Genomic DNA, 20,693 nt, shown 5'->3' on the forward strand with positions numbered 1-20,693 from the left:
CGATTTTGGGCAACCGCCGCACCTAACCCACAACCCCGCCCCCGGGACACAACACGGGGGGCCCCCCCCCCCCCCCCGGGGGGGGGGGGGGGGGGGGGGGGGGGGGGGGGGCGGCGGGGGGGGGGGGGGGGGCCCCCCCACGGCCGTTCATTTCCCGGTCTGCCCGGGGCCGACATCGTGGCCGCCGGGTGCTCGTATCAGTGCAGTTGCATAGGCGCTTCTCATGGTAGGGGCGGAGATTGGTCGGCGTGGTGCCAGGTGAGCAGCGCTTCGATGGCCGGGGGGTGTGGTTCGCCGGTCATCGCGGCGAGGGCTTCGGCGACTTCTTCGATCCCTGCTCTGGTGTAAATGGTGGTTGCCCCGTGGCTGTGTATGGACGTGTCCTGCATAGGCTTTCGCGACTGAGTGACCAAAGTTGCGTTCGACCCACCTCAGGGTGGTAATCGCCGCCACGATCGCCCAGCCGGGAAACGCGGAAGTCGGCAGACGCTGGCGACCAAGACGGTATGTACATGAATCTCCCAGGCATGTCGGGACTTTGGTCTCTTCTCCACCATCTGGCCTTTCCCTTTGTGGTCCGGCCTCCAAATATGAGGGAATCGCAATTGAGCACCTCTGCGAATCTTCGTGTCCATGGGGGACAGTCCGAGGTCCTCGGATGTGATGCCCGTCTCACACTGAGACGCCCACGAGACCGTTCTGCGGCTCCAATGGATCGGGCAACGGCCCCACCGCCGACACACCGTCGGCAGTTGATCCAGGAGGCGAACATTGAGTAGGCAAAGCCTGACGAAGGCGCATGCGAAGATCACCGAGCTGTCATGGGAACCGACCTTCGCGACGCCGGCGACGCGGTTCGGGACCGACTACACCTTTGAGAAGGCCCCGAAGAAAGACCCGCTCAAGCAGATCATGCGGTCCTACTTCCCGATGGAGGAAGAGAAGGACAACCGTGTCTACGGCGCTATGGACGGCGCGATCCGCGGCAATATGTTCCGGCAGGTGCAGCAGCGGTGGCTGGAGTGGCAGAAGCTGTTCCTGTCGATCATCCCGTTCCCGGAGATCTCGGCCGCGCGAGCGATGCCGATGGCGATCGACGCCGTGCCGAATCCCGAGATCCACAACGGGTTGGCCGTGCAGATGATCGACGAGGTTCGTCATTCGACGATTCAGATGAACCTCAAGAAGCTGTACATGAACAACTACATCGATCCCGCCGGGTTCGACATGACGGAGAAGGCGTTCGCGAACAACTATGCGGGCACCATCGGCCGCCAGTTCGGTGAAGGGTTCATCACCGGCGACGCGATCACCGCCGCGAACATCTATCTGACCGTGGTGGCCGAAACCGCCTTCACCAACACGCTTTTCGTGGCCATGCCCGACGAGGCCGCGGCCAACGGCGACTATCTGCTGCCGACGGTGTTCCACTCGGTGCAGTCCGACGAGTCCCGCCACATCTCCAACGGCTACTCGATCCTGCTGATGGCGCTGGCCGATGAACGCAATCGCCCACTGCTGGAACGGGATCTGCGCTACGCGTGGTGGAACAACCACTGTGTGGTCGACGCGGCGATCGGTACCTTCATCGAGTACGGCACGAAGGACCGCCGCAAGGATCGCGAGAGCTACGCCGAGATGTGGCGGCGCTGGATCTACGACGACTACTACCGCAGCTACCTGATCCCGCTCGAGAAGTACGGCCTGACCATTCCTCACGATCTGGTCGAGGAAGCCTGGAAACGCATTGTCGACAAGGGCTACGTGCACGAGGTGGCCCGGTTCTTCGCCACCGGCTGGCCGGTCAACTACTGGCGCATCGATGCGATGACCGACAAGGACTTCGAGTGGTTCGAGCACAAGTACCCGGGTTGGTACTCGAAGTACGGCAAGTGGTGGGAGGAGTACAACCGTCTCGCCTACCCCGGCCGGAACAAGCCGATCGCCTTCGAGGAGGTCGGATACCAGTATCCGCATCGCTGCTGGACCTGCATGGTGCCTGCACTCATCCGTGAGGACATGGTGGTGGAGAAGGTCGACGACCAGTGGCGGACCTACTGCTCGGAAACCTGCTACTGGACCGACGCTGTCGCCTTCCGCGGCGAGTACGAGGGCCGCCCGACCCCGAATATGGGTCGGCTCACCGGATTCCGTGAGTGGGAAACCTTGCACCACGGAAAAGACCTGGCCGACATCGTCTCCGATCTCGGCTACGTCCGTGACGACGGCAAAACCCTTGTGGGCCAGCCGCACCTGCATCTGGACGATCCGAAGAAGCTGTGGACCCTCGACGATGTGCGCGGCAACACCTTCAACAGCCCGAACGTGCTGCTGAACCAGATGTCCGACGCCGAACGCGAGGCGCACATCGCCGCGTACCGCGCGGGCGCCGTCCCGGCCTGATCCGGCCCGGTGGGTGGCGCCGACGTGGCGCCACCCACCGCCTCACCACCGATTCCCGAGCCCAGGAGACACGCCCGTGGCCGACAAGCACCGTATCAACTTCGAGCCCGTCGACATCGAGATGGAAGTCGGCGAAGAGGAGAACATTCTCGATGCCGCGTTCCGGCAAGGAATTCACCTCATGCACGGCTGCCGCGAGGGGCGGTGCTCGGCCTGCAAGTCCTACGTCCTCGACGGCGAGATCCAGATGGAGAACTACTCGACCTTCGCGTGTAACGACGCCGAGGTGGAGGAGGGCTTCGTATTGCTCTGTCGCTCACATGCTTTCAGTGACTGCACCATCGAACTGCTCAACTTCGACGAGGACGAGCTCCTCAGCGGTATCGCCATCCAGGATGTGCGCACGCAGGTGGTCGCGATCGAGCTGATGACCAAGGACATCGTCTCGCTGCGGCTGCGGCTCGTCGAACCGGCGGCCTACGAGTTCAAGCCGGGCCAGTACTCCGATCTTCGGATCCCCGGAACCGAGGAACACCGGTCCTTCTCAATGGCGACGACACAGTCAACACCGGAGGAGGTCGAATTCCTCATCAAGAAATACCCGGGCGGCAAGTTCGCCGGGTTGCTCGAGGACGGGATCTCGGTGGGCGACGAGATCGGATTGACCGGCCCATACGGGTCTTTCACCCTCAAAGAGGGCCACGTCCTGCCGTTGGTTTTCATCGGAGGCGGGGCGGGGATGGCCCCGATTCTCTCGCTGCTACGGCACATGAGTGAGACGGGCAATACCCGGCAGATGCACTTCTATTACGGGGCCCGCACCCCGGCGGATCTGTTCTATCTCGACGAGATCCTCCGGCTCGGAGCACATCTGACGGATTTCACGTTCGTGGCCTGCCTCTCGGAATCGCTGGATCCGCACCAGGTTTCGGACGCGGTCGTTGTCGAAGCAGGGAATGTCACCGACGTCGTCGCGCGCCGGGAACCCGCTCTCGGCAAGGCCGAGGTCTATCTGTGCGGACCACCGCCGATGGTCGATGCCGCCCTCGAACTGCTCGAGGCCGGCAATACCCCCAAGGACCAGATCTTCTACGACAAGTTCACCAGCCCTGCCTTCGATCAGTAACCGCGGGAACCAGCTCCTCCTGCACCGACAAGAACTGAGAAACGAGATGACCGCAACCACCGGGAACAAGCAACGCAGCTTCCCCACAATCGAGTTCACCGACTCCGAAGCCGGCGCGCTCGAGTTCCCCAGCTCCCGAAGCCGCACGTACAACTACTACAAACCTGCCAAACTGCGTTCCACGATGTACGAGGACGTGACGGTCGACGTACAACCAGACCCCGAGCGCCATCTCACGCAGGGCTGGATCTACGGCTTCGCCGACGGTCCGGGCGGCTACCCGCAGGAGTGGACCGTCGCGAAATCGTCGAACTGGCATGCCTTCCTCGACCCTAACGAGGAATGGGACCAGACCATCTACCGCAACAACTCCAAGGTCGTCCACCAGGTCGACCTGTGTCTGTCGAATGCGAAGCGCGCTCGCGTCTACGACGCCTGGAACCTGCCGTGGCTGACGTTCATCGCCCGCAACCTGGGCGCGTGGATGCATGCGGAAAACGGTCTGGCACTGCATGTGTTCACCTCCATCCAGCGCTCCTGCCCCACCAACATGATCAATACCGCCGTCGCGGTGAACGCGGCGCACAAGATGCGATTCGCGCAGGACCTGGCGCTGTTCAACCTGGATCTGTCGGAGGCGAGCGCCGACTTCGACGGCGCCGCCCACAAGCAGGTGTGGCAGTCCGCGCCCGAGTGGCAGCCCACCCGTGAGGTGGTGGAACGGCTGACCGCGGTGCCGGACTGGTGTGAGCTGCTGTTCGCCGCGAACATCGTCTTCGAGCAGCTGATCGGTTCGTTGTTCCGCAGTGAACTGGTCATGCAGATCGCCGCCGGGAACGGCGACTACATCACGCCCACCATCGTGGGCACCGGCGAGCACGACTACGACCGCGATCTCACATACTCCCGCAACCTGTTCCGGTTGCTGACCCGCGACCCCGAGTACGGGGAGACGAACAAGGAGCTGTTCGGCACCTGGCTGCAGACCTGGGTGCCGCGCTGCCTCGACGCGGCCCGCGCGCTGCAGCCCATCTGGTCGCAGCCGGCCGACAAGGCGGTCACCTTCGCGACCAGCTTCGAAACCGCCAAGGACAAGTTCGCTTCCCTGCTCGAGGATCTCGGGCTGGATATCCCCAAGGAGTTGGACCAGTGAGCAGCATGCAATTCGGATCGTCCACCGAGTTCTCGAACATGTGCGGTGTGACCCTGATGAACACACCCATCGGCCGCGTCGTCGCAGAGGTGATGGGTGGCAAGGACGGTGTGGAACTGACCGAGTATCCGTCGATGATCCGGGTCGACGGTCAGCGCCTGCTCGACTTCGACTACGCCGAACTCAGCGACGCCCTGGGCGAGGAGTTCGACGGCTCCACTTTCGAGGAGATCAGTTCCACCCACTACGGGCGGATGGTCCATCTCGACGACAAGACACTGCTTTTCGCCAGCCCCGAGGACGCCGCCGAGTACATCGGATTCGACCTCACCGCGCACTGAAGCAGCACCCGCAGTAAACCGTGTGCCGGCGCCGTCACCGGATCACTCGTGGTCGACGGCGCCGCACCAGCCCACATCTCGAATATCGGAGTAGCAAGCATGTACGAGAAGAACGGCGACAAGTACTTCATCGTGGACGGCCACGTTCACCTCTGGGACGGCCGCGAGTCGAATCACAAGAACGTGCACGGGAAGCAGTTCATCGACTGCTTCTACGACTATCACAAGAACCTCAGTCCGGAGGAATACCTCTGGGACTACGACACCTACACCTACTACGGCCCCGACCGTCTCGAGCGCGACCTCTTCGTCGACGGCTACGTCGACCACGCCATCTTCCAGGCCACCCTGCTGAGCGACTTCTACCGCAACGGGTTCGGGCAGACCGAGGAAGCGTTGGCTCTGGTCGGCAAGCACCCCGGCAAGCTCACCTACAACCACGCCTACGACCCGCGGTACGGGGAGGCCGGCCTCGAGCAGCTCCGCAAGGACGCCGAGCGAATGAATCTGAAGGGCGTCAAGCTCTACACCGCCGAATGGCACGGTGACTCCCGCGGATACAAGCTCGACGACCCGTGGTCACGTCGCTACCTCGAGGAATGCATCGAGCTGGGTATCACCAACATTCACGTTCACAAGGGCCCGACCATCCGCCCACTCGACCGTGATGCCTTCGATGTCTCCGACATCGACAAGGTCGCCACCGATTACCTCGACCTTCGTTTCATCGTCGAGCACGTGGGGCTGCCGCGGCTCGAGGACTTCTGCTGGATCGCGACCCAGGAGTCCAACGTCTACGGCGGACTGGCGGTGGCGTTGCCGTTCATCCACACGCGCCCAAGGTATTTCGCCCAGATCATCGGTGAACTGCTCTACTGGCTCGACGAGGACCGGATCCTGTTCGGCAGCGACTACGCGCTGTGGACGCCGAAGTGGCTGATCGAGCAATTCGTCGATTTCCAGATCCCCGAGGACATGCTGGGCGAATACCCGCCGATCACCGTGGAACAGAAGAAAAAGATCCTCGGGCTCAACGCCGCGGCGCTGTACGACCTCGAAGTCCCCGCCGAGCTGCGAGTGGCCGAGTCGCCTGCCTCCCAGCCCCGGATACGGGAGACGGTGTAGTCATGACCGCCATCGCCGTCTGCACGGAATCGGCTGTGCTGCAGGCGCTGTCGACGGTCGTGGATCCCGAACTGGACGAGCCGATCACCGATCTGGGCTTCGTCCGCTCGATCACCCTCGCCGACGACGGGGTCACCGTTCATCTTCGCCTTCCCACCGCGTTCTGCTCGCCCAACTTCGCCTACCTGATGGCCTCCGACGCGCTCGACGCGCTCCGTGAAGTCGAGGGTATCGGCGCGGTGCGGGTGCTGCTCGACGATCACCACGACAGCGACAAGATCAACGCGGGGCTCGCTGCCGACGCCGGATATCTGGGGACCTTCGGTGTGGAGGCGGAAGAGAGCCTGCTCGAACTCCGTAGGACCTTCCGCTCGAAGGCGCACGCGGCGGCGATGGAACGGTGCCTCGAAGCGCACGTGAAGCACAACCCCATGGGCGCCAACGAGATCTACCGTCTCACCCTCTCCGACCTCGCACCGGGCAAGGAGAAGGCGGCGCTGCTGCGCCGCCGCTACAGCATCGGGCTGAGTCTGTGCCCGGCGAGCCCGGTGCTGGTGGACGACGACGGCAAGCGCGTCTCGCCCGACGCGATCCCGCTCCGCCTGAGATTCGCCAGGTCCGTGCGGATCTCGATGGAGGGCAACTCCCACTTCTGCCGCGGCCTGCTCGCCACCCGATACGGCGACGGCGAATCCGCCGACGCCACAACCCGAATCATCGATCTCAGAACGACCAGGAGTCCGCGATGAAAGCCGTGCAGGTGGTGGGATACCACACCAAGCTGCAGCTCACCGACATTCCCGAGCCCACCATTGAGGGGCCGCTCGATGTGATCGTGCACATCGGCGGTGCGGGCGTATGCCGCACCGATCTGCACATCCTCGAGGGGCAGTGGGCGCAGAAGAGTGGGGTCGAGCTGCCGTACACGATCGGCCACGAGAACGCCGGATGGGTTCACGCCGTGGGTGATTCGGTCACCAACGTCGCGGTGGGCGACAAGGTGATTCTGCATCCGCTGATCACGTGCGGACTCTGCCGGGCCTGCCGTTTCGGCGATGATGTGCACTGCGAGAACAGCAAGTTCCCCGGCATCGACGTCAATGGTGGCTACGCGGAATATTTGCGCACCACCGCCCGCAGTGTCGTCCGCATCGACGATTCGCTGGAACCGGCGGACGTCGCGGCGCTGGCCGACGCGGGCCTGACCGCCTACCACGCGGTGGCCAAGGTCGCCCGGGCGACCCGGCCCGGTGATTTCTGCGTCGTGATCGGCGCGGGCGGGTTGGGACACATCGGCATTCAGGTGCTGAAGGCGATCTCCGGCGTCACCGTTGTTGTGCTGGACCGCAATCCGGCCGCGGTCGAGCTGGCTCGGCAGGTCGGCGCCGATCACGGCATCGTCGCCGACGGCACCCATATCCAACAGGTGCTGGACCTGACCGGCGGTCACGGCGCCGAAGCCGTCGTCGACTTCGTCGGCGAGGGCGGGGCGACCAGGGAAGGGATTGCGATGCTGCGCCGCGCCGGTAATTACTACGTCGTCGGCTACGGCGAGAACATCGACGTCCCAACGATCGATGTGATCTCCACCGAGATCAATTTCATCGGGAATCTGGTCGGCTCGTACAACGACCTGCACGAACTGATGACTCTCGCAGCCCAGGGCAAGGTCACCCTGCACACGACGAAATACGCGCTCGAGAACTTCCAGCAGGCGCTCGACGATCTCGACGCCGGACGCGTCCGCGGTCGCGCGATTCTCGTTCCCTGACCCCCATCCACCATCGAAATGTAAGGAAGTACCAGCCATGGCCAAGGAGCTGCGCTACAGCAAGGACGCGCGATCGCGGCTCGAGCAGGGAGTCAACGCGCTCGCCGACGCGGTCAAGGTGACCCTCGGCCCGAAGGGGCGCAATGCGGTGCTCGAGAAGCTGACCGGGCCGCCGACGATCACCAACGACGGCGTGACCATCGCCCGCGAGATCCAATTGCGCGAACCTTTCGCGAATATGGGCGCGCAGTTGGTCAAGGAAGTCGCGATGAAGACCAACGGCGTGGTGGGTGATGGCACGACAACAGCGACCGTGCTGGCCCAGGCGATGGTCCGCGAGGGACTGCGTGCGGTCGATGCGGGCGCGAACCCGATGCGGGTGCGCCGCGGCATCGAGCAGGCGGTATCGGCAGTGGTCGAGGCGCTGCGGGAACAGGTGTCCGAGGTGGGTGGCGAAAGCGATCTGCGGCGCATCGCCACTCTCGCGGCCAGTGACGACGAGACGATCGGCCGGGCCATCGCCACGGCGGTCGACTATGTCGGCAAGTCCGGGGTTGTCACCACCGAGGAGAGCGAGACCCTCGGACTGTCGGTCGGGATCGTCGACGGCATCCAGTTCGACCACGGGTACATCTCCGGCTACATGGTCACCGACCCGGAACGGATGGAAGCGGTCCACGCCGATCCGCTGATCCTGCTGACCAACAAGAAGATCACCCAGGTGCAGGACATCATGCCGAGCATCGAGGTGGCCAAACGCGCGGACCGGCCGCTGGTGGTGCTGGCCGAGGACGTCGACGGTCCCGCCCTGCAACTGCTGGTCGGCGGCAATATGCACAAGACCATGCAGTCCGTGGTGGTCCGTGCCCCCGGCTTCGGCCACCGGCGGGTCGCCGAGCTCGAGGATCTCGCGGTCGCGCTGGGCGGTCACGTCATCGCCAAGGACACCGGGATCGAACTGTCCGAGGTGACCCGTGAGCACCTGGGCTCCTGTGATCGCATCACCGTGACCGAAAACGAGACGACAATTGTCGGTGGTCGCGGGGAGCCGCGTCTGCTCGATGCCCGGATCGTGCAGCTCGAGGCGCAGCTCGAGCGGGCCAAGATCGACGCCGATCGCGACAGCCTCGAACTACGCATCGCTCGGCTCACCGGCCGGGTCGCGGTGATCAGCGTCGGCGGCGCGACGAGCGTCGAACTCAAGGAACGCATGCTCCGTGTCGAGGACGCGCTCGCCGCGACCCGCGCCGCGGTGGAAGCCGGCATCGTTTCCGGCGGCGGCACCGCCCTGGCCCAATCGCATCGGGCCCTGGCCGAACTCGACCTGCCCGGCGACGAAGCCATCGGCCGCGATGTCGTGCGCCGCGCGCTCGCCGAACCGCTGCGCTGGATCGCCATCAATGCCGGATTCGATGGTGACGAGGTGGTCCTAGTGGTCGCGGACCTGCCTCTCGGCCAGGGTTTCAACGCGCTCACCGGCACCTACGGCGATATGTTCGACTACGGGGTGATCGACCCCTTCAAGGTCACTCGCGCGGCCCTCGAAAGTGCCGCTTCCATTGCGGCACTGCTCATCACGACCGAGACCGCGGTTGTGGAGGAGATCGTCGGCAACCCCGGTGCCATTCTCGCCCCCGGCTTCGGCGACCTCGCCGAGGGCATGGTTCGCCCCTCCAATATCTACTGACCCACCCACACACGAAGCACCGCTTCCTCCCGCCACGGGAGGGCGGTGCTCTTCGTGCCGCCCCGAAACCTAAGGAATCCCAATGATCTTCATCGTGGTGAAATTCAAGGTCCGCGAGGAACTCCAGAACGATTGGCTCGACATCACCGGTGAATTCACCCGTGGCACACGGTCGGAGCCGGGCAATCTGTGGTTCGAATGGAGCCGCGGCACCGACAATCGTGCCGAATACGTTCTCGTGGAGGCCTTCCGGGACGGCGCAGCCGGCGTCGAGCACGTGAAGTCCGAGCACTTCCGCCGCGGCCTGGAAGCCATGCGCCCGGCGCTGGCCGAAACGCCGCGCATCATCCACACCGACGTGCCCGGAACCGAATGGTCACGGATGGGAGAGCTGGAGATTTCCGCGTGACGCGACTCCACACGGAGATCGGCGCCGACGCGAGCCGAGGCGAACGACCGTGGCGATGACCGGTGTCGTGACGGAATTGGCGGCAGCAATGGGCGATTCGGTGCTGACCGATCGTGACCTGATGATGGGCTACACCCGTGATCAATCGTTGCTGTCGCCCGCGGGCAGCCCGGTCGCCGTCGTCCGCGCCCGCACCGTCGACGAGGTCGTCACCACCCTGCACACCGCGTATCGCTACCATGTCCCGGTCGTCACCCGGGGCGCGGGTACCGGTCTGGCGGGCGGCGCCAACGCGGTCGACGGCTGCGTCGTGCTGAGCACCGAGAAACTCAACCGGATCCTGGAAATCGACGAGCGGGCGCGCACTGCCACCGTCGAATGCGGCGTCGTCAACGGCGATCTCGCGGCCGCCGCCGCGGAGCGCGGACTGTGGTACGTCCCGGACCCGAGCAGCCGCGCGTTCTCCACCATCGGCGGAAATCTGGCGACGAATGCCGGTGGCGCGTGCTGTGCGAAGTACGGTGTCACCGGCGACCATGTCGCCCGCATCAAGGCGGTTCTCGCCGACGGTCGCATCATTCACACCGGCGCGGCGACTCGGAAGAATGTCGCCGGCCTCGACCTCACCCGACTGCTCGTCGGATCCGAGGGCACCCTGGCCGTCATCGTGGAGGCGACCATGCGGCTGCGCGCCCGACCCGCGCGGGCCGTCACCGTCGCGGCGGTCTTCCCCGATCCGGGGCAGGCGATCGCCGCCGTGCTGGGTATTCGCGCCACGGCAGATCCGAGCCTGTGCGAATTCATGGACAGCACAACGATTTCCGCGGTAAACCAGATGACGCGCATGGGTATGGACGATGCCGGCGCCCTGCTGCTGATCCAATGTGACGGCGACGCGGCCGAGGCGGAGGCCGAGCGCTGTGCGCAGGCGTGCCGCATCGTCGGCGCCACCGAAGTCCACCTGACGAACGACCCAGTCGAAAGTGACGGTCTCATGCAGGCTCGCCACCTCGCGCTCACCGCCCTCGAACGCCGCGGCAGCACCCTGCTCGACGATCTCGCGATACCCGTGCCCCGGCTGCCGGACATGCTCGACGCCATCGCGGAGATCGCGGACCGGCACTGCCTCCTGATCGGAACCTTCGGGCACGCCGGCGATGGCAATCTTCACCCCACCATCGTCTTCGACCCCCACGACACCGCCGCCGCGGTACGCGCCCAGCACGCCTTCGACGACATGATCCGCCGCTGCCTGGACCTGGGCGGGTCCATCACCGGCGAGCACGGTGTTGGCGACCTCAAGCGCCGCTACCTCGAACCGATGGTCGGATCGGTGGAGCTGGGATTGATGAATGGCGTGAAGGCTGTATTCGATCCGGCCGGGATCCTGAATCCCGGTCGCGCAATATAATTCGCGAGTTATGTCGGCCCTGCGAACCAACCGCCCCGGGTGAGAATCGCTCGTATCAAGGTCCACGCCCCTGTGAACCACTCCGGCGTCTTTGACGGAGCGGCGAGGACAATTATGGTCCTCACCTCGGGTGGCGAAACGGAAGCCGGGACGGTTGTTTCGACGACTGCGTATGTCCTACAACTATTTTTGGCCGCAGCGCCGAATTATCCGTCTCGAAACGAGAATTGCTCGTTCGGTGCGACACCGCGTCTAGGAAATGCCGAATTGCCGGATCTTGCGATACATCGTCGCCCGGGAAATGCCGAGATCGGCCGCGGCCGCCTGTTTGTCGCCATTGCGGTCCTGCAGACTCCGGACGATCGCGTCGCGTTCGAGCGCTTCCATGGGCGTCAGTGTGCGCCGCGCCAGCGCATGACACTCGGGTGGTAGCTTGTCGGGCGTGATGATGCCCGAGCGCTGCCGGGTGAGGGTATCGGCGAGTACGTGGCGCAGCTGGGAGACGTTGCCGGGCCAGGCCAGTTTCGTCAACTGCCGATGCGCCGCAGGGGACAACTCGACGTCGGAACCTTTGCTCAGTTCGCGCAGTAGATGCGGCACCAGATCGTCGAGATCCTCGATACGGTGCCGCAGCGCCGGAACCGGCACGGTGTGCATGAACAAGGGCAGCAGCTGTGCCTCCACCTGCGGTGACGGCTCCGCCGAGCTCATTGTGGCCGCGATCCAGCCGCGACCCACGCATGCCTGCAACAGACTTGACATCGGTTCGACGGTATCGACGGGCAGCTGATCGATATCCGCCAAAACGATGTCGAAATCGTCACTGGCGACTTCATTTTCCAGCAGTGTGAGAACCCCCTCGGGGGACAGATGCCGACCTGTGCGCAGCACTCGGACCGTCTTGTCCGGTCGGACGTGATGGGCGACCATCTCGGCGAGCTTGGCGCGGCCGGATCCCGGCTCGCCGTCGAGCACCACCCAGTTGCGATCGGCGCAGCACCGTTCGACTTGTTGGCAGCTGCGTCGCCAGGAGTTGCTGCGACCGGCTAGTCCGGGAATGGTGGGGCGGCGCGACGCCAGGCGCGCGCTGCTGCGGGTGCTGTCGGTCAACGTGACATGGGCGACGATATCGATACGGCCACTGCGCAGCCGGATTCGTTCCGCGACAGTGATTTTGGCGAACTGTCCGCTGGGCAGGACCGCACCAGTCGTCGTCGCCAGCACCCGTTGCAGGTCGACGGCGTGCTCGAAGATGGCGTGCTGATCGAGCGGATCCAGCGATTGGCGCAGGTAGCGGTTCATCAGGACGATGTCGCCGCCGACGGCGAGCACACCGGCGGGGTAGCGGCGGCATTGCCGCAGGTAGGCGTCCAGCAGCGCCGCCTCCCCCTCGCTCGCTTGGGCGCGCAGCCGATCTTCGATCTGCGCACTGGCCGTATTGGCGAGTGCTACCAGCATCGGATCGGATTGACTCACCCAGCACGTGAGATCCAGGATCCCGACCACGCGGCCGGACAAGGGGTCGCGGATCGGGGAGCCCGCGCAGGCGAGCTGACTGAGGGTACCGAGATAATGCTCGCCCCCTCGAATGAAGGTCGGCCGTCCGGTCTCGACCGCGGTGCCGATGCCATTGGTGCCGACGAACTTCTCCGCGTAGCTGTAGCCGCAGGCCAGTTGAACTTCATCGAGTGCGTCGAGGATGGCGCTGTCGGCGGCGATACGATGCAGGACCAGCCCGTCGGATGAGGTCAGGATCACGCTGACGGCTTGGCTGGCCAGGTCGTCGCCCAGTCGGTGGATCACGGGTTCCGCCGCGGTGACCAGCGGCGAATCGAGGCTCGGTGCCCGGACGAACGGAAGATCGACGCGATCGGGGTGAATGCGCAGCTCGCGGGAGCGTTGCCAAGAATCACGAACGGTGCCAGAAACGAGCCGATCGTCTACCGCCCCGGAACTCAGAAATCTGTCTCGTGCCCGTAGGAGCAGAGTGCTGGTGTCGTCGTTGCTCACCATCTGACTACCTCTTCATTCATTCGCCGAAATGAACGCTACGCCATAGCCATGTGATGGAGATCTCAATCTGAGACGTGAATTGCCGGGCTCACCCGCCAGCATGTCGTGAGCCGGTTTCCGGCGCGGGCTGCGGTCAGGCTTCGCCGCTGCGGCCCGCGCTATCCGGCGGATCGCGAGCAATCCCGTGATCGACACCAGAGTCATCCGCTCCGAAAGGAATCGTTGTGCCGCAGGACCATCCGCCCATCGGCGACGCCAATACCGCACCGACCGCGGGTTGCCCCGTGACATCCGGCCGTCTGAAGTACCCGACCGTGGGGGGAAGCAATCGCGACTGGTGGCCGAATCAGCTCAATCTGAAGATCCTGCAGAAGAATCCGCCCGCATCCAATCCCATGGACTCGGACTACGACTACGCCGCCGAGTTCGAGACCCTCGACCTGGCCGAGGTGAAGGCCGACATCGTCGAGGTCATGCACACCTCGCAGGACTGGTGGCCGGCCGATTTCGGTCACTACGGCCCGTTCTTCGTCCGTATGGCCTGGCACGCGGCGGGTACCTACCGTATCAGTGACGGCCGCGGTGGAGCCGGTGCGGGCATGCAGCGCTTCGCTCCCTTGAACTCGTGGCCCGACAACGCCTCCCTGGACAAGGCGCGGCGGTTGCTGTGGCCGGTGAAGAGGAAATACGGCAACAAATTGTCATGGGCCGACCTGATCGTCTACGCCGGCAATGTCGCGCTCGAGGGCATGGGCTTCCATACCTTCGGCTTCGGTGGCGGCCGCGTCGACCGATGGGAACCTGAGGAGGACGTGTACTGGGGCCCGGAGCGTGAGTGGCTCGCTGACGGCCGATACACCGGTGAGCGGGCCCTCCAGACCCCGCTCGCGGCAGTGCAGATGGGGCTTATCTATGTGAACCCCGAAGGGCCCAACGGCAATCCGGATCCGCTGCTGGCGGCCGTCGATATCCGTGAGACCTTCCGTCGCATGGCGATGAACGATGTGGAGACCGCGGCGCTGATCGTGGGTGGCCACACCTTCGGCAAGACCCATGGTGCGGGCCCGGCCGACAATGTCGGCCCCGAGCCCGAGGCCGCACCGCTCGAGCAGCAGGGCTTGGGCTGGAAGAGCGAATTCGGCACCGGTGTCGGCCAGGACGCGATTACCAGTGGCCTCGAAGGCACCTGGACGCCCACGCCCACCACATGGGACAACTCGTTCCTGGAGACCCTCTTTGGCTACGAGTGGGAACTGACCAAGTCACCCGCCGGTGCGCACCAGTGGATTCCAAAGGACGGCGCGGGAGCGGGCACCGTGCCGGACGCCCATATCGAGGGCAAGACCCACACCCCGGTTATGCTGACCACCGATCTGTCGCTGCGGTTCGATCCGATCTACGAGCAGATCACCCACCGCTGGCTCGAACACCCGGAAGAACTGGCCGAGGAGTTCGCCAAGGCCTGGTACAAGCTGACCCACCGCGATATGGGCCCCAAGGTCCGCTATCTCGGACCCGAGGTACCAGCGGAGACCCTGCTGTGGCAGGACCCGATCCCGGAGCTCGATCACGCTCTCGTCGGCCCGGCCGAGATCGCCGATTTGAAGGATCGCATCCTGGCGTCGGAACTGACTGTGGCACAGCTGGTCTCCATCGCATGGGCAGCGACCTCGTCGTTTCGCGGCAGTGACAAGCGCGGTGGCGCCAACGGCGGCCGCATTCGTTTGCAGCCGCAAGCCGGGTGGGAGGTCAACCAACCCGACGAGCTCGCACACGTCATCGAGGTGCTGGAGGACATCCAGCGGTCGTTCAATGCCGCGCAGTCCGGCGATATCAGGATCTCGTTCGCGGATCTGGTGGTGCTGGCCGGCTCGGTCGCGGTGCAGCACGCAGCCCGCGTCGGCGGATTCGCCGTCGAGGTGCCGTTCACCCCAGGACGCACCGACGCTACCCAGGAGCAGACCGATGTGGAGTCCTTCGCCGCGCTCGAGCCTTCCGCCGACGGGTTCCGCAACTACCTGGGTAAGGGCGACCACCTGCCGACCGAGTACCTGCTGATCGACAGAGCGAACCTGCTCACCCTGTCCGTCCCGGAACTGACCGTCCTGATCGGTGGCCTGCGTGTGCTCGGAGTCAACCACCAGGGCTCCCGACTCGGCATGCTCACCACCGACCCCGGTACCTTGACGAACGACTTCTTCGTCAACCTGTTGGACATGGCGATCGAATGGCGGTCCTCTGATACCGAGGATGGCGTCTACGAGGGCATCGACCGCACCACCGGCGCTGTCGTCTGGACTGGCACCCGGGTCGATCTCGTCTTCGGCTCCAATTCCCAGTTGCGTGCCGTCGCCGAGGTCTATGCCCAAGACGACAACCAGCGGAAGTTCGTCGACGACTTCGTCAGTGCTTGGACCAAGGTCATGGACCTGGACCGGTTCGACCTCGTCTGACCCGTTCTTCCCGCAAACCCGGTGTCCCGCAGTTCTGTTCGATCGGCGGGACACCGGCGTCTCGAAAGCATCGATCCCTCCGTGCCTCAACCAATTCCTGTCGGAGTCATCGAACTATTGATCTTCCTCGGCGCCGTCTGGTGTACCAGCGGTGTGCGTGCTACCCCAGTGACTCGCCGTCTGAGCCGGGCACTGGACCGATGGCGCGCGATTCTTACGCACTTGTAGACTGAATCTGCCTGCGACGCAGATGTATTCGCGAATATAAGACACCTGTCCGGCTATCGACCTGGCAGCAAGGGGAACGGTCCCGGGCAACCGAATTGTTCGAGGATGCACTGCGGGTCAACAATGAAGAGGCTGGTCGGGCTCATTGGGCGGCCGTGCGCCGCTGCGCCCGCACCGCCGACGCCGACCTGGCCCGGACCGCCGAGGCCGTCGACCGAATCGTCCGCGACGCGATGGCCGGAAGCGGATCCGCGCAACACCTTCCGGACCAAGCTCCCAAGGCCGCGCACGGCTGAGCGAGCCGCGAAACCTATGGCATCGGTGCACGAAAGAGCAGGTCAAGAGCACGGCCAGGGTTTCGCGGACCGCGTAACTGGACGTTAACCAAATTTCATGTCGCGTAATACCGTCCGGATGCACACTGCGGTCATGCAGTTCAGTGCACAACCATCCCTCCGAGCCGGTCGGGACGAATTCCGCGACGGGCACTCGAGGTTCCGCGACCAGTTTCGCGAGGTGCTTCCCTCCGCATCACATCTGCTGGCCCGCCGCCTGCACGATGCCCTCCGCGCCGCGCTGCGCGCCGGGGCCTTCGGCGGCGGCAGGCTGCCCGCCGAACCCGAGCTCATGACCGAATACCAGGCGTCGCGGGATGTGGTCCGCGAAGCGCTGGACCTGCTACGGCGGGCCGGGTTGATCGAGCGCCGCCGAGGCATGGGCACGGTGCCGATCCGATCGGAATACGTTGTGCGCGGCGCGCTTCCACCCGCAGGACATTCGCTCGAGCAGCATCTGGAGCTCGGCCGGATCGCGCCGCGGCTGCTGCACTGGGCGTGGATTCCTGCCCCGAAGGTGATCACCGATCGGCTCACCGGGGTGGAACCCGGCGATGACTGCCTGTGCGTCGAATACGTGCTCTTGGTGGATGATCGCCCGCTGGCCATCTTCACCAACTACCTGCGCTCACCCGAGGCGGCCCGAGTCGACCAGGTCGCCTTCGTCGATGACTTCTATTCGCTGCTGCATCACGGCGGCGTCGCCCTCGACACCTTCGACATCGGCATGCAGGCCGCACGCGCCGATGACTACGCGGCCGCGCTGCTGCATGTAATGCCGGGGGAGCCGGTCATGTTGCTGGAGCAGTCGATTCGCAACCGGGACGGCGAGATCGTCGACTATGCGCTCGGAACCTGTTGCAGCGATCTCCAATTGCGTATCGACCGGGTCATGCGCATCGATCTGACCAGGACCCTGACCGTCGGACGTTTCGAGGAGCAGCAATGAGCACCGTCGCACCGGCCATGCAGAGCCTTACCGATGCCGCCGCGGGCTTGCGGAACCATGAGGTCAGCGCCGTGGAATTGGTCGAGCAGGCCATCGCCCAGGCCGAGCGCCACGACAGCGAGGTCGGCGTGTTCCTCAGCCGATTCGACGACCTGGCACGAGAACACGCCGAACGCGTCGACGCCAAAATCGCGACGGGCGGCCCGTTGTCGCCTTTGGATGGAATCCCGTTGGGCGTCAAGGACATTCTGGCCCATCCGCACGGGCCGACCACCGCCCAGAGCCTCGTCCTCGATCCCGACTGGGCGAACAGCGTCGGGTGCAGCATCGCCGTCCACCGCCTGGAGGCCGCCGGCGGCATCGTCATGGGCAAGACCACGACAATGGAGTTCGCGATCGGAATCCCGGACCCGGACAAGCCATTTCCGGTCCCGCGCACCCCGTGGGATCCGGAATGCTGGGCGGGTGGCTCGAGTTCGGGCTCGGGCAGCGGCATCGCGGCGGGAATGTTCCTCGGCGCGGTGGGCACCGACACTGCGGGCAGTATCCGAATTCCCGCCGCGTTCAATGGAATCACCGGTCTGAAGCCGACATTCGGCCGTGTCCCGAAATCCGGTGTCGTGCCGCTCGGCCACACCCTGGACCACGTCGGCCCGATGGCCCGCACCGCCGCAGACTGTGCCCTGCTGCTCTCCGTCCTGGCGGGCCCCGATCCCTCCGACCCGTACAGCGCGCGGGCACCGATTCCGGACTATCCGGCCGCGCTCACCGGCGATCTGCACGACGTCACCATCGGTGTGGACAATCTCGACCGCTACGCCGCCGCCGGTATCGATCCCGAGCAGCCGTCACTGTTCACGGCAGCCCTCGACACACTCCGCGCGGCGGGCGCGACCATCTTGCCGGTCCAAGTCCCCATGTATCCCGAAGTGATAGCCATCGACATCGTGGTCATGCTGGCCGAGGCGCACGCTTACCATCGCCGCGACCTGCTCGAGCGGTGGACCGACTACGGCCGCGGCACCCGCATCGTCCTCGCCGCCGGCGGAGCCGTCACCGCCGCGGATTACGTTCAGGCCCAACGGGTCCGGCGAATAGCTCAGCATCGGGTAGCCGACCTGCTGGACCGCGTGGACCTGATCATCACCCCCACCGGCCATCTCGGCGCACCCCGCCTGGACACCATCGACCAACTCCAGCCACTCGATGTGCTGGCTTCCCTGCACACTCCCTACTGGAACCCGCTCGGCAACCCAACCCTCGCCCTCCCGATCGGGCTGTCCAGCACCGGCACTCCTCTCTCGATGTCGATCACGGGCAAGCATTTCGACGAATCCCTCGTCCTCCGCGCCGGCGACGCCTACCAACGCCGCACCGCCCACCACCTCGCCGTCCCCACCGCCCTCACGAAAGCCCGACAATGACAACATGGTCCGAAGACCCGAAGGAAAATGAGGCAGTCGAGACCCTTCAGCGCCTGGTCTCCGATCTGTCCGACACTCTCCACAAGATCCCCGACGCCCGATACGCCGACCCGATGTACGGCCTCCTGATCGAACACCCCCCGGCTTAGCGCGGCGTCCGATCTCGCCAAGCTGTCCGGGGCATCACGCTGGCGTATCAGCGGGTGTTCCACGGCCTGGGCTGTGGCTCCGATGAACCGATCGAACCTCCGGTTGTGACCGGCCGGGGTTTGATCAGGGGTGTCGATTCGCGGCCGGGGCGGTGTTGCGGTACTTGGGCTAGCCAGTCAACGCCGGCCATGACGCGAGCTTGGTGACGACAGCGACGATCGCACGCAGGGTGGTCCGCCATGACCGGATCACCGCTAGCGCGACCGAACCGCATGCGAGGGCGATCGCTCTCGGCCGGATCCACCGGCTCGGTCTCTGGACCGGCCACCAGGTCCGCGAACCACACGCTGACGTCGATCGAGTCTGCTTCCGCCAGTCGGGCATGTGAAGCCGCACCTCATTGGAGTGTTTCGGAACGCAGCGCGCGTTTGAGTGGTTCTGTGAGGTCGACGGGCATCGGGAAGACGACGGTGGAACGGCCTTCGGCTCCCAGCTCCCCGAGTGCCTGCAGGTAGCGTAGTTGGAGGCCTGCCGGGGTCGCGGCCAGCAGTTGTGCTGCATCGCGGGTGTTTTTGGCGGCCTCGACCTCGCCGCGGGAGTGGATGATGCGGGCACGGCGTTCGCGTTCGGCCTCCGCCTGCCGGGCGATGGCGCGCTGCATGGCCTCAGGGATCTCGACGTCCTTGATCTCGACCAGCGCGACCTTCACGCCCCATGGTTCGGTCTGCTCATCGATGATCTTCTGCAGGTTGGTGTTGATCTGGTCGCGCTCGGACAGCAGGGTGTCGAGGTCCTCGCGGCCGAACACGGAACGCAATGTGGTTTGCGCGATCTGGGAGGTGGCGACCGCGTGGTTCTCCACCTCGACCACGCTGCGGACCGGGTCGACGACGCGAAAGTACGCGACGGCGTTGACCCGGACCGGCACGTTGTCGCGGCTGATGGCCTCCTGCGGCGGGATGGTGAGTGTGATGGTGCGCAGGTCGACACGCACCATGCGATCGACGAGGGGGATCAACGCCACCAAGCCCGGACCACGCAGCGGGCGCAGCCGGCCCAGCCGGAACACCACGGCCCGCTCGTATTCGCGCAGGATCCGCAGGCTCGACACCGGGAGCAGCAGGGCGGCGGCGACGGCCGCGGCGACGCCGATCATCATCACTGGGAACTCCTTTCGTCCACCGGAACTCCGGTGGGGAAGTCGGCGGGCGTGTGCCGAAAATGGGCGGTCAGAACACCGGCGGCGCACACCCAGCCGAGCGTGATCGGTGCCAGCACAATCAGATCCGCGGACGTGGGATGTAGGGCCGCCGCGATGATCAGGAACGTGGCGGCTGCCACGATCAGCACCAACGCGATCCCCCGATGGAAACGACCGGCCTCCGAATGCGGCCAGGGGTCGACGGCCTTGGTGATCTCCCGCCCCGCCGCGGAGTCGGTGCAGTCGCGCTTGTCCGGGCAAGCGTTGCACACCGACGGACGCGCCCGATAGCGGATCAGGCGGGCCCGGTCGTCGATGCTGTGCGGCCACAACGGCTCATTCGCCGGGCACACCCAGTAATCGTGCTCGGGAAGGTACCGGAATCCGGCGTTGCGGTGCCGATCGGAGCGCCGATGGATCTGCCGCGCCAGCAGATCCAGGCCGAACGCGGTGGCGATGAGCAGCACCGCGTACCCGCCCATCAGCTGCGTCTCGACCGCTGGGTGCACCACTA

General features: G+C 65.2%; 17 protein-coding genes. 14 read left to right on the forward strand and 3 right to left on the reverse strand.

Going from position 1 to position 20,693, the window contains the following annotated elements; all coding sequences use genetic code 11:
- Positions 1 to 771 precede the first annotated feature (771 nt).
- The 10 genes from ACFXIV_RS41060 to ACFXIV_RS41105 all read left to right on the forward strand — a co-directional run bounded on the left by ACFXIV_RS41060 (position 772) and on the right by ACFXIV_RS41105 (position 11,426).
- The gene (locus tag ACFXIV_RS41060; protein ID WP_379402246.1) at positions 772 to 2,403 is read left to right on the forward strand and encodes a methane monooxygenase; all 1,632 of its coding nucleotides are present in this window, start codon (positions 772 to 774) and stop codon (positions 2,401 to 2,403) included.
- Positions 2,404 to 2,479: 76 nt separating this feature from the next.
- On the forward strand, positions 2,480 to 3,529 hold the full coding sequence (locus ACFXIV_RS41065) for a 2Fe-2S iron-sulfur cluster-binding protein (protein WP_379402245.1): 1,050 nt from the start codon (positions 2,480 to 2,482) through the stop codon (positions 3,527 to 3,529).
- Positions 3,530 to 3,575: 46 nt separating this feature from the next.
- Positions 3,576 to 4,682, forward strand: a complete 1,107-nt coding sequence (locus ACFXIV_RS41070) for an aromatic/alkene monooxygenase hydroxylase subunit beta (protein WP_379402244.1) — start codon at positions 3,576 to 3,578, stop codon at positions 4,680 to 4,682.
- Between the two features lie 5 nt (positions 4,683 to 4,687).
- The gene (gene mimD / locus ACFXIV_RS41075) at positions 4,688 to 5,023 is read left to right on the forward strand and encodes a propane 2-monooxygenase effector subunit MimD (protein WP_364617787.1); all 336 of its coding nucleotides are present in this window, start codon (positions 4,688 to 4,690) and stop codon (positions 5,021 to 5,023) included.
- A gap of 99 nt (positions 5,024 to 5,122) precedes the next feature.
- Positions 5,123 to 6,148 carry an amidohydrolase family protein gene (locus ACFXIV_RS41080; protein WP_379402243.1) on the forward strand — a complete coding sequence of 342 codons (1,026 nt, stop codon included), beginning with the start codon at positions 5,123 to 5,125 and terminating at the stop codon, positions 6,146 to 6,148.
- Between the two features lie 2 nt (positions 6,149 to 6,150).
- On the forward strand, positions 6,151 to 6,897 hold the full coding sequence (locus ACFXIV_RS41085) for an iron-sulfur cluster assembly protein (RefSeq protein ID WP_379402242.1): 747 nt from the start codon (positions 6,151 to 6,153) through the stop codon (positions 6,895 to 6,897).
- On the forward strand, positions 6,894 to 7,919 hold the full coding sequence (locus ACFXIV_RS41090) for an NAD(P)-dependent alcohol dehydrogenase (RefSeq protein ID WP_379402241.1): 1,026 nt from the start codon (positions 6,894 to 6,896) through the stop codon (positions 7,917 to 7,919). Before ACFXIV_RS41085 ends, ACFXIV_RS41090 begins: the two co-directional genes overlap by 4 nt.
- A gap of 37 nt (positions 7,920 to 7,956) precedes the next feature.
- A complete protein-coding gene (groL, locus tag ACFXIV_RS41095) occupies positions 7,957 to 9,606 on the forward strand; it encodes a chaperonin GroEL (protein ID WP_379402240.1) in 1,650 nt (549 codons plus the stop codon).
- Positions 9,607 to 9,688: 82 nt separating this feature from the next.
- Positions 9,689 to 10,015, forward strand: coding sequence for a putative quinol monooxygenase (locus tag ACFXIV_RS41100; RefSeq protein WP_379402239.1), 327 nt, complete (start codon positions 9,689 to 9,691; stop codon positions 10,013 to 10,015).
- A gap of 55 nt (positions 10,016 to 10,070) precedes the next feature.
- Positions 10,071 to 11,426 carry an FAD-binding oxidoreductase gene (locus tag ACFXIV_RS41105; protein WP_379402238.1) on the forward strand — a complete coding sequence of 452 codons (1,356 nt, stop codon included), beginning with the start codon at positions 10,071 to 10,073 and terminating at the stop codon, positions 11,424 to 11,426.
- Positions 11,427 to 11,678: 252 nt separating this feature from the next.
- On the opposite strand, the gene ACFXIV_RS41110 is transcribed toward ACFXIV_RS41105, so the two are convergent.
- Positions 11,679 to 13,439, reverse strand: coding sequence for a sigma-54-dependent Fis family transcriptional regulator (locus tag ACFXIV_RS41110; RefSeq protein ID WP_379402236.1), 1,761 nt, complete (start codon positions 13,437 to 13,439; stop codon positions 11,679 to 11,681).
- 224 nt (positions 13,440 to 13,663) lie between these two features.
- Here ACFXIV_RS41110 and katG point away from each other — a divergent pair, with 224 nt between their 5' ends.
- The 4 genes from katG (at position 13,664) to ACFXIV_RS41130 (ending at position 18,828) form a co-directional block, all read left to right on the forward strand.
- Positions 13,664 to 15,892, forward strand: coding sequence for a catalase/peroxidase HPI (katG, locus tag ACFXIV_RS41115; protein WP_379402235.1), 2,229 nt, complete (start codon positions 13,664 to 13,666; stop codon positions 15,890 to 15,892).
- A gap of 323 nt (positions 15,893 to 16,215) precedes the next feature.
- On the forward strand, positions 16,216 to 16,416 hold the full coding sequence (locus tag ACFXIV_RS41120; protein WP_379402234.1) for a hypothetical protein: 201 nt from the start codon (positions 16,216 to 16,218) through the stop codon (positions 16,414 to 16,416).
- Between the two features lie 133 nt (positions 16,417 to 16,549).
- Positions 16,550 to 17,404 (forward strand): GntR family transcriptional regulator, encoded by an 855-nt coding sequence (locus tag ACFXIV_RS41125; protein WP_379402233.1) that lies wholly within the window; start codon positions 16,550 to 16,552, stop codon positions 17,402 to 17,404.
- On the forward strand, positions 17,401 to 18,828 hold the full coding sequence (locus tag ACFXIV_RS41130; protein WP_379402232.1) for an amidase: 1,428 nt from the start codon (positions 17,401 to 17,403) through the stop codon (positions 18,826 to 18,828). The genes ACFXIV_RS41125 and ACFXIV_RS41130 overlap by 4 nt, the downstream gene beginning before the upstream one ends.
- A gap of 547 nt (positions 18,829 to 19,375) precedes the next feature.
- Here ACFXIV_RS41130 and ACFXIV_RS41135 read toward each other — a convergent pair.
- Entirely contained in the window at positions 19,376 to 20,137 is a 762-nt protein-coding gene (locus tag ACFXIV_RS41135; protein ID WP_379402231.1) for a slipin family protein, read from the reverse strand.
- Positions 20,137 to 20,691, reverse strand: a complete 555-nt coding sequence (locus ACFXIV_RS41140; RefSeq protein ID WP_379402230.1) for a hypothetical protein — start codon at positions 20,689 to 20,691, stop codon at positions 20,137 to 20,139. Before ACFXIV_RS41140 ends, ACFXIV_RS41135 begins: the two co-directional genes overlap by 1 nt.
- Positions 20,692 to 20,693 lie beyond the last annotated feature (2 nt).

Origin of the sequence: Nocardia sp. NPDC059236, from assembly GCF_042754085.1 — a bacterium.
Classification (GTDB): Bacteria; Actinomycetota; Actinomycetes; order Mycobacteriales; family Mycobacteriaceae; genus Nocardia.

Coding starts and splice junctions, on each gene's coding strand:
- ACFXIV_RS41070 (WP_379402244.1), top strand. CDS start 3,576: ATGACCGCAACCACCGGGAACAAGCAACGCAGCTTCCCCACAATCGAG.
- mimD (WP_364617787.1), top strand. CDS start 4,688: ATGCAATTCGGATCGTCCACCGAGTTCTCGAACATGTGCGGTGTGACC.
- ACFXIV_RS41080 (WP_379402243.1), top strand. CDS start 5,123: ATGTACGAGAAGAACGGCGACAAGTACTTCATCGTGGACGGCCACGTT.
- ACFXIV_RS41085 (WP_379402242.1), top strand. CDS start 6,151: ATGACCGCCATCGCCGTCTGCACGGAATCGGCTGTGCTGCAGGCGCTG.
- ACFXIV_RS41090 (WP_379402241.1), top strand. CDS start 6,894: ATGAAAGCCGTGCAGGTGGTGGGATACCACACCAAGCTGCAGCTCACC.
- groL (WP_379402240.1), top strand. CDS start 7,957: ATGGCCAAGGAGCTGCGCTACAGCAAGGACGCGCGATCGCGGCTCGAG.
- ACFXIV_RS41100 (WP_379402239.1), top strand. CDS start 9,689: ATGATCTTCATCGTGGTGAAATTCAAGGTCCGCGAGGAACTCCAGAAC.
- ACFXIV_RS41105 (WP_379402238.1), top strand. CDS start 10,071: ATGACCGGTGTCGTGACGGAATTGGCGGCAGCAATGGGCGATTCGGTG.
- ACFXIV_RS41110 (WP_379402236.1), bottom strand. CDS start 13,439: ATGGTGAGCAACGACGACACCAGCACTCTGCTCCTACGGGCACGAGAC.
- ACFXIV_RS41125 (WP_379402233.1), top strand. CDS start 16,550: ATGCAGTTCAGTGCACAACCATCCCTCCGAGCCGGTCGGGACGAATTC.
- ACFXIV_RS41130 (WP_379402232.1), top strand. CDS start 17,401: ATGAGCACCGTCGCACCGGCCATGCAGAGCCTTACCGATGCCGCCGCG.
- ACFXIV_RS41135 (WP_379402231.1), bottom strand. CDS start 20,137: ATGATGATCGGCGTCGCCGCGGCCGTCGCCGCCGCCCTGCTGCTCCCG.